Genomic DNA, 14,039 nt, shown 5'->3' on the forward strand with positions numbered 1-14,039 from the left:
CTATGTAAACGGTAATAACGCCTTGCAATCGCGTCACTACCGCCCAGGCTAACCTGTCATCTATCTTAAGCACCAGCTGGATGCGTTATGGCGCCGTCGATGGTTGAACAAAGCTTAAGCTATAATATATTATATAACAGGACTTGCCGATATGTGAATAACAATCTTTATATTACCCTGTTTTATAAAAATCATTCAGTTTACAAATACCAGAAATGCCAGACAAAAGCACACTTTTGCCTGGCACTGGTATTATGATACTTCTTTTACCAGAATTAACCGGTCGCCTGGTTTTACAATACTATCCGTCAGACCGTTGGTTGTCATGATAGTGTCAACAGTTGTATGGAATTTTTTGGCAATTTTCCACAGAGAATCGCCCGGCTGTACGATGTAGCCAACAATACCCGGCAGCTTCTGCAGATTATTGAAGTCCATTGGAGAATCGGTCACACCGGTAATAATCTGTTCGCATACCGGCTGCAGCGCCAGGAGATCCAGAGAGATGGTAGCCTTAACCTCAATGCTTCCCCCTCCCATCATAACAGCACTCAGCTGCTCCAGACTGGAATTAAGCTGACAAATGGTATCCTGATTGATGCCCGGAGCCTCAATGAGGAAATGAAATGGGATATCCTCTACTGCACACTGAATGGGCTGGGTGTCATCAGAAGTCATATAAAGAATCTTTATTTCCAGAACTCCCTCCACATGAAGACCATCTTCTTTAACTTCCGTTTCATCAATCTTCACAGTTCCCTCACTGTGACAAATCTGAAGTATCCGGTCGGCATAATCCAGTGTTATTTTCTCTACAATTTTGCATTTGCTCATATTCTTAGTCAGAATCTTATCAAAGCAGGCTTCTCCTGTCTGAAGCCCCAGATCACGGTTGGTAGAATATAAGTCATTTAAAAGCTCCATATCTTCTTCTTTATAGAGCTTCATATCCAGTTCCAGGACTGCATCCACATCAGCTTCCCGCATCTCACCGTCTGCATCCGGTTTCGCCTCAATATCCTTATGTACCAGCCGGACCATAACTACCGGAACCATGTCTTCTGTAACATCAGAAACCTCGATTTCTCCGGAGAAAGGAATACTTTCCTCAATCCATTGAATGGGAGCATTTTCTCCCTCTCCCTGATAAATAATAAAAACCATCAGATCGCCATCAAGCATCATTTTCCCATCAACTGGCCTGGTGGTTACGCCTCTTAATTTCAGCTCACTCCATAATATGTGATCAATATTGGGCTTATTTCCAGACAGACTGATGGAATCCTTAATCCGGAACGTGTCCTTATGGCGGAGAGCAATGGTTGCCACATCCACATTTTTGCGGAGAGTTTCCACATTGGGAGTATCTCCAGAAGCGGGTTTCGTGTCCACTTCTATGGCAGCCTCTACGTCATTCGCTGTTTCAACCTTAACCTGCAGCGTAATAATTGCTTTTACGCTTGATTTTCTGGAATTGATAATTCCTGCGTTCAAGTCTTCCAGTTCGCAGGAAATCTGTACAAAATCCTTCTCCTCAAGTCCTGGTACATTAATTGGTTCTTCAAAATTAATACTTCCGCCAAGCGTACAAAGTCCGCCTTCGGTTCCCCGATACAGTATGGTAAAATCCATCTTACCCCGGACTGCTACCCGCTCCGCCTGGTTCTTTACGGAATCAATGGTAATCTCACCGGAACTAAGTATAATCTGCTCCACATCATCCATGCTGTCAGGGACAATGAAATCATCGTCAAGCGTAATCTGGGATGTGGCGTTTCCTTTCCAACGATTCATATGTATGTTTTTCTTCACCAGCTCCAACATGAAAAAGCACCTGCCTTACCTTCTTTTATTCCTTTAAGAAAGTGTATGCAGGTGCATGTTCCAATATACTTTTTTTATTCTATTCCTGGGATTTCTCCTCATTCATGTGATTCTCCGCTTCTTTTTCAGCAAGCAAATTATTAAGCTTCTCTTCCAGCTCTTTAACACGCTCCTCCATCAGACAGTAATGCTCCATGGTGACCATCTTGCTTTCCTTCTTTGGTATGGGAACACCGTCAATCTTTACCGCACGGGCAGGAATTCCCACTGCCGTCACATTGTTCTCAAGAGGCTTTAAAAGTACTGCATTCGCTGCTATGGTGCAGTTATCTCCTACTTCAAAAGAGCCCAGAATCTTAGCACCTGATCCTACTGTCACATTATTACCAAGCGTGGGGTGTCGCTTGCCTTTATTTAAGCCCACACCGCCTAGTGTAACTCCCTGATAAATCGTACAATTATCCCCCACAACTGCAGTTTCCCCTATTACCACACCACAGCCGTGATCAATCAGAATCCCATGCCCCATTTTTGCACCCGGGTGAATCTCAATGAGTGTAAAGAATCTGGCTGTCTGGGAAATCATCCTTGCAATAAAAAACATCTTATGCTGATAAAACCAATGGGCGAAGCGATGCCAGATAAGTGCGTGAACCCCCTGATACAAAAGCAGGACTTCCAGTTCATTCCTGGCTGCCGGATCCCGCTGCTTTACTGCTTTCACATCAAGCCATATATCTTTTAATATCATACGATCCTTCCTTTTCTCCTTACTTTCGACTCCTGTTTGATGTAGTATATCATATGGCGGCAAAAGAAAAAAGAGAAATTTAAAATAGCTGCTCTGCAATATTTTTACAGAACAGCTATTTTCTTACATAATTATTGAAATACCACTGGAAGCTCCGACATCTCCGTCCGAATCACAATAAATGGATAAGATGGTTCCGTTCCTGTGTTTTCGCCCTTTTCAGGACCAATTAATTCGGTATCAAGGACTATGGAATTGTCAGTGAGATAAAGATCATTGACAGCTATGCTGTAACCGCCGGTGTCCTGCTTTCCATATCCGACCACTATGTAAAGGTTTTTATCATCACTGTAAGTCAGTTTAAAGGGTGACTGTTGTTTTTCTGCAATTATCTGCTTGAGTTCCTGTGGTATATCCGTATCTGCTACCACAGAAAAATCCAGATCCCGTACTTTGTCTCCATTATCTCCGTTTACTGTACACCCGCTTAAGGTGCGAACTACCAGCACCCACATGGCAAGGCCGAAAAAAATCATCCATTTTCTGCTAAACAGTCTCTTCATAGCACACTCCCCAACTTATTGATTATTACTATTTATATGGGGAGTGTGCAATTTTTATGTTATTTTTTTAATTATTATGCTACTGTCTGATCTTTCCTGATATCATCCCATACTGTTCAGGCCGTCTGTCCCGGAAAAGTCCCCAGTTTCTGCGATCCCTGCTGATCTCATCCAAATCGAACTCCGCCAGGATCACGCCTTCCTCTTCCCGTCCCATGGTCTGAATCAAAGCACCTGTACTGTCTGTAATAAATGAGGAACCATAAAACTTCAGGAAAGAACTCTGACCGCCATTTTCCTCGCAGGGCATAACTGTTTCCTCTCCAATCCGGTTAGCCGCAATTACGGGAATGATATTGGACGCAGAATGCCCCATCATACATCGCCTCCAGTGTTCCATACTGTCACATTCCAGTATCGGTTCACTTCCAATCGCAGTAGGATAAAAAATCAGTTCTGCACCCAGAAGCGCGAGACATCTTGCAGTCTCCGGAAACCACTGGTCCCAGCAGATCCCGATACCGACTTTTCCATATCTTGTATCAAACACCTTAAACCCCGTGTCTCCGGGAGTAAAATAAAACTTTTCCTGATAATAGTGATCATCCGGTATATGGGTCTTTCGATAAATTCCCAGATTCGCTCCGTCCGCATCAAGAACAGCCACAGAATTAAACATGGTGTTTTCAGCCAGCTCATAAAAACTGACAGGTATTACCACTGAAAGCTCTGCTGCAACCCGCGAGAAATGAATGACTGCGTCATTCTCCCCGGCAGGCTTTGCATATCCGTAATATTCATACCGTCTCTCCTGGCAGAAATAGGGCAGCTCAAACAGCTCCGGAAGCAGTATGATCCGTGCTCCCTTTGCGGCTGCCTGCCTGACCAGTTTTTCCGCATTCGCAATATTTTTCTCAACGTCCTCACAGCACTTCATCTGAACTGCTGCCGCTGTTACCTTTCTCATCTATTTCTCCTTTTGGTATCTGCTGAGTGATGCAGTGGATGTTTCCGCCGCCAACAATAATATCTCTGGCATAAACAGGGTAGATCTTTCTCTCAAGGAAGCAGCCGGTAAGAATACGGACTGCTTCCCTGTCATTCTCATCTCCAAACTGAGGTACAATCACTCCCCCGTTGGAAATATAAAAATTCACATAGCTTGCAGCCAGCCGCTCTCCAGGCTCCCGTTCATCCTCACCCGGTTCAAAAACAAAGCCTGCCAGTTCCTCTTTTGTAATGCAGACAGGGACTTTGGGAATCGGTAGCTTATGAACGATAAAATGACGCCCCTTTGCATCGGTCTCTCTCTCAAGTGTCCTTAAGTCCTCCAGTGACATCTCATACTGTGGATCTTCCCTGTTGTCTGTCCAGGCAAGCACCACTTCTCCGGGGCGTACGAAAGCACAGACATTATCCACATGCTCATTGGTTTCGTCCTGATAGATGCCATACTTCAGCCAGATAATTTTCTCAGCTCCCAGATACTTTTTTAACCTTGCTTCAATCTGGTCCTTCGTCAGCAGAGGATTTCTTCCCTCGCTTAAGAGACAGCGTTCTGTCACCAGAACCGTCCCCTCTCCATCCGAATGAATGGACCCGCCTTCCAGAACGAAGTCAGTTGCATCATAAACAACATATCCCAGCTTTTCACAAAAACGTTCCGCCAGAAGATTGTCCTTTACCCAATCCGGATACAGACCGTCAAAGGTACCACCCCAGGCATTAAACTTCCAGTCAATTCCCCTGACGCGCCCAGTCTTATCTTTTACAAAAGTAGGACCTACATCTCTCGCCCACGCATCGTCAGATTCCATCACCATCACTTCAATTCTCTCTGAAAGCATGGCTCTGGCATTCTCGTAAGTATCCTCTTCTGCCAGCATAATCAGTTGTTCACTGTCTGCAATGGCTTCTGCGATTTCTGTAAAGGCCTTTCTGGCGCTAGCAGCATCATAGGGCCACGATCCTGGCCGTCTGGGCCAGATCATAATACAGCCTCGGTGCGGCTCAAATTCTCCTGGCATAAAAAATCCGTCTTCTGCCGGAAATGTGGATAGCTTTTTCATCGTTCTGTCCTCATATCAGGCCGTTTATGACAGCCTGTTTTTAAAATCTTCATATCCAAATTCTTTGATAATACGGCATTCTCCGTTTTCATCCATAACTGCTATGGAAGGAAGCGGCATACCGTTGAATGTATTGTTCTTTACCATGGAATAAATGGCCATATCCATAAAATACAGCTTATCTCCTGGTCTAATCTCATGATCAAAGGAATAATCTCCGATTACATCTCCAGCCAGGCAGGTACAGGAGGACAAACGGTACGTATAACCTTTTTCTCCCGGCTCCCCACTGTCCTTTAACGGCGGGCGATAGGGCATTTCCAGCACATCCGGCATATGGCATGCAGCTGAAGCGTCTAGAATCAACGTCTTAATTCCGTTATCCACCACATCAAGCACCTCAGTCACCAGATAACCGGCATTTAACGCAACTGCCTCTCCTGGTTCTAAATAGACATGAAGACCATACCGGTCCTGTATTCTCCTGATACAGGATTCTAAAAGTTCCAGATCATAATCTGCTCTGGTTATATGATGTCCTCCACCCATGTTAATCCAGGATAACCGGTGAAAATATTCTCCAAACTGATCTTCCACTGCATCCAAAGTTGTTTTCAGGGCGTCTGCATTCTGCTCACAAAGCGTATGAAAATGAATGCCGGAAATATATGGGAGATATTCCTCCTCAAACTGGTCCCGGGTCACCCCCAGTCTGGATCCCGGTGCACAGGGATCATAAATGGCATGCCCATCCTGTGTGGAACACTGGGGATTAATCCGGATTCCGGCTTTGACTCCCTTAAGACAATCCTTATATTTTTTCATCTGGGAAAAAGAATTAAACACAATATGGTCGCAGATTTTTGTCAGTTCTTCAAAATCCGCTTCCTTATAAGCCGGAGCAAAAACATGGTTTGACAACCCCATCTCCTCCTTGCCAAGCCTTGCCTCATATAGTCCGCTTGCAGTAGTCCCGTCAATGTATTTACCAATCAACGGATACTCTGCAAAACAGGAAAATGCCTTCTGGGCAAGTAGAATACTGCATCCCGTCCGCTCTCTTACTCCACTTAAAATCTTTAAATTATCCGTCAGCCTGCCCTCATCAATTACATAGCAGGGAGTCTTTAATTCCTCAATTTTCATAGTTATTCCTGTCTCCACACGGTTACAGTCTCAGGATCTTCACAGACTACCCATGGAAGGCCCCATTTGTTTAACGCCTCCATATATGGATCCGGATCAAATTCCTCTACATTGAAAACCCCGGGCTTTTTCCACTGTCCTGTCACCACCATCATGGCACCGATCATCGCCGGAACTCCGGTTGTATAGGAGATCGCCTGTGATTCAACCTCTTTGTAGCACTCCTGATGATCGCATACGTTATAGATGTAAATGGTTTTTTCTTTTCCGTCTTTGATTCCTGTAAAAATGCACCCGATGTTAGTCTTTCCTACCGTTCTCGGCCCCAGAGATGCCGGATCAGGCAGAAGTGCCTTTAAAAACTGAATCGGAACAATATTCTGACCATTAAACTCCACAGGAGAAGTCGAAAGCATACCTACATTCTCCAGACACTTCATATGAGTTAAATAGCTTTGTCCAAATGTCATGAAAAAGCGGATTCTCTTAACTCCCGGAATGTTCTTTGCCAGAGACTCAATCTCTTCATGATGAAGAAGATACATATCCTTCTCACCAACCTCGGGAAAATTATATCTGGATTTCAGTTCCATAGGCTCTGTCTCAATCCAATGACCATCTTCCCAGTAAGAACCGTTTGCAGAAACTTCTCTTAAATTAATCTCAGGATTAAAGTTTGTAGCAAATGGATATCCATGATCACCGCCGTTGCAGTCTAAAATATCAATGGTATAGATTTCATCAAAATAATGTTTAAGAGCATAAGCAGAGAATACGCTGGTAACTCCGGGATCAAAACCGGTTCCAAGAAGAGCAGTTATATTTGCCTTTTCAAATCTCTCCCTGTAATCCCATTGCCAGGAATAATCAAAATATGCGGTAAAGCCAAGTTCTTCACAACGTTTTTCGTAAATCGCTCTCCACTGAGGATCATCGGTATCTTCCGGTTCAAAGTTTGCAGTATCAATGTAATCCACTCCTGCAGCCAGACAGGCGTCCATAATGGTCAAATCCTGATATGGAAGAGCCACATTTAAAACAGCATCCGGCTGATAACTCTTGATCAGGGCAATCACTTCATCTGTGTGATCCGCATCTACTTTTGCAGTCTCAATTCTTGTGGTTGTCTTTCCTTCCAGCTTTGCCTTTAAAGCGTCACACTTTTCCTTTGTTCTGCTTGCGATGCAGATATCCGTAAATACCCCGCTGTTCTGACAACACTTGTTGATTGCTACTGCGGCAACTCCGCCGCATCCGATTACTAATAATCTGCTCATTCCATTTCCTCCTCTTCCAGTAAATCTTCCACATATTTGGGCAGCATAAATGCTCCTGTGTGAAGATTGGTTGTATAATACCAGGTTTCTATATTCATTTTGTTCCATTTATCAGGTTTAAAATCATTAATCGGGTGATATTTTTTTGATGCAAAGCCAAACAACCAGTATCCTGACGGGCAGGTTGGAATATGTGCCTGATACACGCGGCTGATAGGGAAAGAACGGTACACCTTCCTGTGCATGCTTCTGCAGGCCAGTTCATCCTCATCATAAAAGGGGCTTCCATGCTGGTAGACCATGATTCCATCACTTTTCAGCGCTTTATAACAGCTGCCATAAAACTCCTTGGTGAAAAGCCCTTCCGTATGCCCGAAGGGATCGGTAGAATCATTAATGATCAGATCATATTCCTCTTTTTTATTTCTTAAAAACCGAAGTCCGTCATCATAGTATACCCGGACTCTTTTATCCTCCAGCCCGCATGCAACCTCCGGAAAAATATCGCGGCATACGTCAACAAACAGCTTATCTGTCTCAACTACGTCAATGGATTCAATAGAAGGATACTGCAAAAGCTCCTTGGCAACTCCTCCGTCACCACCGCCGATAATCAGCACATTTCTCACATCCGGATGAACTGACATCGGCACATGAGTAACCATTTCATCATAAATAAACTCATCTTTTTCTGAAAAAACAATATCTCCGTCTAGAGCCACAAACTTTCCGAATTCCTGGGATTCAAATACATCGATTCTCTGATATTCACTTTCGCCGGAAAAAAGCTGCTTGTCAATCCGAACGGAAAGCTTAACATTGGATGTATGCAATTCCGAAAACCATATCTCCATATTTCCCTCCATCTCTCCCGCTTACCGGAAATTATTGTGTCAGTACCATCAGATTTTCCACTGCCGGATCTTCCGTTCCCTGCATGGAACACCCCTTCTCTTTTGCATAGACGATGTATTCCACAATCTCGTCTGTGATCATCTCACCAGGTGCCAGAATGGGGATTCCAGGCGGATAACACATAACGAACTCTCCGCTGATTTTACCGGCAGACTCTTTCACAGGAACGGATACCTTATTCGAATAAAATGCCTTCTGGGGAGAAATCACCACTTTGGGCGCTATGTATTCTCCTGAGAGCATACCCGTCCGGTCCTTTTTATAAAGCCGTTCTACATCTGCAAGTGCACCCACCAGACGTTCTATATCCTGTATCCGGTCACCAATGGAAATATAGGCAAGAATATTGCAGATATCCCCGAATTCAATCTGAATATCATATTCATCCCGAAGAAGATCATATACTTCAATTCCTGCCAGTCCGATACCCAGCGTATAAACAGAAAGCTTGGTCACATCATAGTCGAAGATGCTGGTACCATTAATCAGGTCCCGTCCATATGCATAATATCCCCCAATGGAATTAATTTCTTCCCTGGCATACTCTGCCATCTCCGTTACCTTTGCAAAAGATTCTTCCCCTCTGAGTGCCAGATTCCGCCTGGATATATCAAGGCTTGAAAGAAGAAGATAGGAAGCACTGGTTGTCTGCGTTAAGTTAATGATCTGGCGTACATAATCTCCGTTCACGCCGGCATTTAACAGAAGCAGTGAACTCTGTGTCAGACTTCCGCCTGATTTATGCATGGAAACCGCCGCCATATCCGCTCCTGCCTCCATCGCACAAACAGGCAGATTTTTACCAAAGTAAAGATGGGTTCCATGAGCTTCGTCTGCAAGAACCTTCATGCCATGTGCATGAGCCAGACGCACGATGGAACGCAGATCCGAACAGATTCCATAATAAGTCGGATTATTAACAAACACTGCCACTGCATCAGGATTCTCCTCAATGGCTTTCTCAACCTTGCTGATCTCCATGCCCAGTGAAATCCCAAGCATACTGTTTACCTCCGGATTTACATAAACCGGAACAGCTCCGCAAAGCACCAATGCATTAATAGCGCTTTTATGGACATTTCTTGGAAGTATAATCTTGTCCCCGGCTTTACAGACAGAGAGAATCATGCTCTGCACCGCCGAGGTAGTTCCTCCTACCATTAAAAACGCGTCTGCCGCTTTGAACGCTTCTGCTGCCAGTTGTTCTGCATCCCGTATAACGGAAACCGGATGGCACAAATTATCTAAAGGTTTCATTGAATTAACATCAAGTCCCACACAGCGCTCCCCCAGAAGCTGTGCCAGCTCCGGATTGCCCCTTCCCCGCTTATGTCCAGGCACATCAAAGGGTACTACTCGTTTTTTCCGGAAGTTTTCAAGGGCATCATAAATGGGAGCCCTCATCTGATCGTCTCTGTTCATATAAAATATTACCTCTCTGAAATAAATTTCTTACAATCAAAAAAGCAGGTGAATGTACATCACCTGCCTGAAAATTTCATGAATCTTTAACGGAATAAGCCTCCGTCCGCATTATATTCATGACAATTACCATTTTCGAGTCTACATAGCAAATATATTGTCCCTGCTATTATTGATCGTTTCACAAGATGATGTGCTGACGCACTGATTATAAAGTAATCAACTTATAAAATTTGAGCTTCTAACTCAATCAATAATGTGGTTTCCCACGTTCGGCAGCTGACCCGCCTGTCCGTCTGGGCTTAACTTCATACTTACGAAGTGGTCAATATTTGCATGAAAACGATAATGTCTCTTCATACTGGGGTAAAGAATAACATATATTAAGGATTGGTGTCAACCCGTTTTTTGTAAAATTTTTGTTTTTTTTGATTGCTGACTCAAAACAGCCGCTGTTTTAAGAACGTTTATCATCTCTCAAACAGCGGCTGTTTCCCACTCATTTGTTTTATGAATCTTTTTTGCTGCACATCTGAAGACGGTGCTGATATTTCTCTTTGGTGGCGAGACCGCCTCTGATATGGCGCTCGGATTTGTTAATGTCCAGGATCACCCTGGCCCGGGCTGCCAGGGACGGATTGATGTGCTCTAAACGGTCCGTGACATCCTTATGTACCGTAGATTTGGATATCCCAAATTTCTTTGCTGTCTGCCTAACGGTTGCATGGTAGTCTATGATGTAGTTGGCGATCGCAACCGCGCGTTCCTCAATATATTCCTTCAAGAAAATCCCCCTGCTAGGACGTTTTTACATACTTATGCAGGATGACGGTCAAGTATGAATGGATAAATTTTATTTCTCATTTGTAAAACCGGTAGTAAATTACCATATATTACCATTATAAGTAAATAATGTATTAAATGAAACTAAAATTTTGTTAATTAATTCAACTACTTAAAAATAAATTTTCATTGACGCATTTGTTAAATCCATCTATAATTTAAGATATAACTATGAATTTATTTCTATTTTTAACATAAAAAGGAAACTACTGACAGAAAGAAGAGACTGCCATTTAGTCTGTTGAGGTGTAAAAAATTGATTTATCTTCCTATTGAGAAATTGACTGAAGGTATGGAGTTGGCCCGCAACATACCTGGTTTAAACCCAATGCTGCCTTTTGCCGTGGCTGGTTACGAACTTAATGAGCGTACTATTAACAGAATGATGAATATCGGAATTCAAGGTGCCTATATTCAGACTGCGCTTACAGAAGGAATTGAGCCGGAAGATATTGTGGAACCAGAATTAAAGGCAAAAATGCTGATCAGCATACAGGAAACATTTGATGAAAGTCTGAAAAAGGTGACATTTCAGACCAGCAGACAAATCTATGAGAATATTGCTGACGTTGCCAAAACCGTTGTTATGAATGTCCTGAATATGGACAAGTATCTTTTTCAAATGATTGATATCAGAGATTATGACAGCTATACCTACTCCCATAGCCTTTATGTAGGAATTTTAAGCGTACTTATTGGGAGGTATATCGGACTCTCTGTTTCAAAGCTTAACGATTTAGCCCTGTGCGGACTACTCCATGATATTGGTAAAACAGATATTCCAATCGAAATCACCAATAAACCCGGTCCTCTGACAAATGAAGAATATGAAGTAATGAAACAGCATCCCAGCCTGTCCTATAACAAGCTGTTTGACTGCACTTCCATCTCACAGGCCGTGCTTCAGGGTATTCAGACCCATCATGAAAAGTATGACGGAAGCGGGTATCCTTTTGGTCTTGCCGGGGAGAACATTCCACTTTACGGACGTATACTTGCAATCGCAGATGTTTATGATGCCTTAAGTGCCACGAGACCGTACCGAAAGGCCTGGAATCCGCGTAAGATATTTGATTATCTGACAAGCTGCTGCAACTCACATTTTGACCCTGAGCTATTATCTGCTTTCTTCCAATGCGTTTCCGCTTATCCGATCGGCACAATTGTTAAATTAAGCGACGGAAGTACCGCCGTTGTAAAAGATAACACACCAGGATTCTCACTGCGGCCGATAATCCGTTTCATCAATCCTGCCAGTATTGCTGGCAAGGAAATCAATTTATCCAGTGAAGCGCTGAACATAACTATTATAGACCTGGATGATTAGTATGAACGTTAAAATAAGTGGACTTCGCCAATAATCTGGAGAATGTCCACCTATTTTTATCCTTATATAAACTTTTCCGACTTAAGAATAGAAGCCAGTAAAGCTTCACACCCCTCTTTTACATCATGATACGTCTCTTCAAAATCACCGGTAAACCATGGATCAGCGATATCCCTGGGATTCAGACTGTAATCCAGAAGCCGTTTTATCTTCCCCTTTGGATCTCCCCCCACAATACGCATAATTCCCGCAATATTCCTCTGTTCCATCCCAAGTATATAGTCATATTTTCCGTAATCACTCTTCTTTATCTGAACCGCGTACTTGCCTGCTGTGGAAATTCCCAATTCCCTTAACTTATTTCGGGTTCCGTGATGAACTGGATTACCGGTTTCTTCTGCACTGGTGGCTGCAGAAGCAATGTAAAATTCTTTCGTCAGATTTTTCTTTTCAATCAAATCTTTCATTACAAACTCTGCCATAGGGGATCTGCATATGTTACCAAGGCAGACAAACAGTATATTTATCATAGGTTTAAATCCCTCTCATTTCTTCATTTTTCTGCAATACAACTATTTAGCAACATTATCATACCTTCTTTATTATAGTCCCTTCCAATAAATACAATCTGATTCATACGATCACCATAGATCTCATCCCAGTCTTCCAACACGTCGGGGTAAGTTCTTAAGATCTCCTCTTTTTCATCTTCCGGCAAGGCTGCTACCCAACTGGTCGCTTCTGAGACAGAAGCATTTCTTCCTGCCTGTTCAAACAGCTGGGCATGTACCACATCATCAGAGAACCAAATATAACCCTTGGCTCTGATTACAGTTTCAGGATAGTTTTCTTCCAGAAACAGCATAAACCGCTGTCGGTCGAATGGCTTTCTTTCCTCATAAACAAAAGAAGACACTCCGTAACCATCTGTTCCGGATTCATCCATATGCTTTTCTCTGGCAAGCGCTTTCTGAAGGGAAGAGGAATTCATTACTCTGTCATAATCAAACTCTTTTCCATCAAATATGAGGCTGGAATCAACGTTCCCCCATGTTGTCTCAATGATTTCTGCCTCTGGCTGAATCTGCTTTATTGTATTTATTACCTGATTAATTTTGTCTGCAGGAAGCAGATCACATTTATTTAAAATAATTGTGCTGCAAAATTCTATCTGATCCATAACCAGATTAATGATATCGGGCTCCTCTTCCTCTTCTTTATCCTGTTGCTTTTCCATCTCACCCAGAAATTCATTATATATCCGGTCTGCATCAACAACTGTAATTACAGAGTGCAAATAAACGCCTGAATCGTCTTCCCACATCAAAAAGCCTTCTGCAATTGATGCGGGGTTGCTGATTCCAGATGCCTCCACTAATATTTTGTTTACTCTTTGATCTTTGGAAAGTTCTTCAATCTGATTCATAAATTCTTCCCGCAAAGAGCAGCAGATACATCCATTCTGTAATTCTACCATTTTTGCAGCTTCTTGTGAAGAATCCTCATTCATTATCAGCTTTCCATCTATATTAACACTCCCCATATCATTTATAATTAAAGCAAGACCGCTGTTATCATGCCCCTCAAGCAATCCCTGTAGCAGGGTTGTCTTTCCTGAACCCAGATATCCGGTAATCAATATTACGGGTGTTTTCTTATTTATTTTTCTACTCATTTTAATCATCTCACTTTATAATATTCAACAGCAACTTTTTCCAATAGCAAAAAAAGCGCAAACCCACACCTGGATTTACGCATTACAATTTTAAGCAGTATTCTATAATACACATACCCTCAAAACCACACATTGTTATATATCTTTCATCCGTTCTTTCCTCTTATCAAAATGCTAAGCTCGATAATACCTCGCTAAGTGTTTTGATATGCCTCGCACTAAACTCC

At 42.8% G+C, this 14,039-nt stretch carries 13 protein-coding genes; 1 reads left to right on the forward strand and 12 read right to left on the reverse strand.

Translation table 11 applies throughout. The features are described 5' to 3' along the window. Positions 1-252 precede the first annotated feature (252 nt). The 10 genes from RZO55_RS14045 to spoIIID form a co-directional block, all read right to left on the reverse strand. A complete protein-coding gene (locus tag RZO55_RS14045) occupies positions 253-1,794 on the reverse strand; it encodes a DUF3794 and LysM peptidoglycan-binding domain-containing protein (protein WP_369293210.1) in 1,542 nt (513 codons plus the stop codon). 109 nt (positions 1,795-1,903) lie between these two features. Then, entirely contained in the window at positions 1,904-2,575 is a 672-nt protein-coding gene (cysE, locus tag RZO55_RS14050) for a serine O-acetyltransferase (protein ID WP_318064893.1), read from the reverse strand. Between the two features lie 131 nt (positions 2,576-2,706). Next, the gene (locus RZO55_RS14055) at positions 2,707-3,138 is read right to left on the reverse strand and encodes a protease complex subunit PrcB family protein (protein WP_369293211.1); all 432 of its coding nucleotides are present in this window, start codon (positions 3,136-3,138) and stop codon (positions 2,707-2,709) included. 79 nt (positions 3,139-3,217) lie between these two features. Then, positions 3,218-4,105, reverse strand: coding sequence for an N-carbamoylputrescine amidase (gene aguB, locus RZO55_RS14060; protein ID WP_318064894.1), 888 nt, complete (start codon positions 4,103-4,105; stop codon positions 3,218-3,220). After that, a complete protein-coding gene (aguA, locus tag RZO55_RS14065; RefSeq protein ID WP_318064895.1) occupies positions 4,062-5,207 on the reverse strand; it encodes an agmatine deiminase in 1,146 nt (381 codons plus the stop codon). Before aguA ends, aguB begins: the two co-directional genes overlap by 44 nt. 24 nt (positions 5,208-5,231) lie before the next feature. Continuing rightward, positions 5,232-6,353, reverse strand: coding sequence for a carboxynorspermidine decarboxylase (gene nspC / locus RZO55_RS14070; protein WP_318064896.1), 1,122 nt, complete (start codon positions 6,351-6,353; stop codon positions 5,232-5,234). Positions 6,354-6,355: 2 nt separating this feature from the next. Continuing rightward, complete coding sequence (locus RZO55_RS14075; protein ID WP_318064897.1) at positions 6,356-7,630, reverse strand: saccharopine dehydrogenase family protein; 1,275 nt, start codon at positions 7,628-7,630, stop codon at positions 6,356-6,358. Further along, a complete protein-coding gene (speE, locus tag RZO55_RS14080) occupies positions 7,627-8,484 on the reverse strand; it encodes a polyamine aminopropyltransferase (RefSeq protein ID WP_318064898.1) in 858 nt (285 codons plus the stop codon). Before speE ends, RZO55_RS14075 begins: the two co-directional genes overlap by 4 nt. A gap of 31 nt (positions 8,485-8,515) precedes the next feature. Beyond that, positions 8,516-9,967 (reverse strand): aminotransferase class I/II-fold pyridoxal phosphate-dependent enzyme, encoded by a 1,452-nt coding sequence (locus RZO55_RS14085; RefSeq protein WP_318064899.1) that lies wholly within the window; start codon positions 9,965-9,967, stop codon positions 8,516-8,518. Positions 9,968-10,475: 508 nt separating this feature from the next. Continuing rightward, positions 10,476-10,751 carry a sporulation transcriptional regulator SpoIIID gene (spoIIID, locus tag RZO55_RS14090; RefSeq protein WP_097006808.1) on the reverse strand — a complete coding sequence of 92 codons (276 nt, stop codon included), beginning with the start codon at positions 10,749-10,751 and terminating at the stop codon, positions 10,476-10,478. A 351-nt stretch (positions 10,752-11,102) separates the two neighbouring features. Between spoIIID and RZO55_RS14095 the strand changes: the two genes are divergently transcribed. Beyond that, positions 11,103-12,137 (forward strand): HD-GYP domain-containing protein, encoded by a 1,035-nt coding sequence (locus RZO55_RS14095; RefSeq protein WP_318064900.1) that lies wholly within the window; start codon positions 11,103-11,105, stop codon positions 12,135-12,137. Between the two features lie 62 nt (positions 12,138-12,199). Here RZO55_RS14095 and RZO55_RS14100 read toward each other — a convergent pair whose 3' ends face one another. Continuing rightward, positions 12,200-12,667, reverse strand: a complete 468-nt coding sequence (locus RZO55_RS14100; RefSeq protein ID WP_318064901.1) for a low molecular weight protein-tyrosine-phosphatase — start codon at positions 12,665-12,667, stop codon at positions 12,200-12,202. Between the two features lie 23 nt (positions 12,668-12,690). Beyond that, complete coding sequence (locus RZO55_RS14105; protein WP_318064902.1) at positions 12,691-13,812, reverse strand: CobW family GTP-binding protein; 1,122 nt, start codon at positions 13,810-13,812, stop codon at positions 12,691-12,693. Positions 13,813-14,039: the final 227 nt, after the last annotated feature.

Source organism: Clostridium boliviensis (assembly GCF_033342255.1).
In the GTDB taxonomy this organism is placed as follows: Bacteria; Bacillota; Clostridia; order Lachnospirales; family Lachnospiraceae; genus Lacrimispora; species Lacrimispora boliviensis.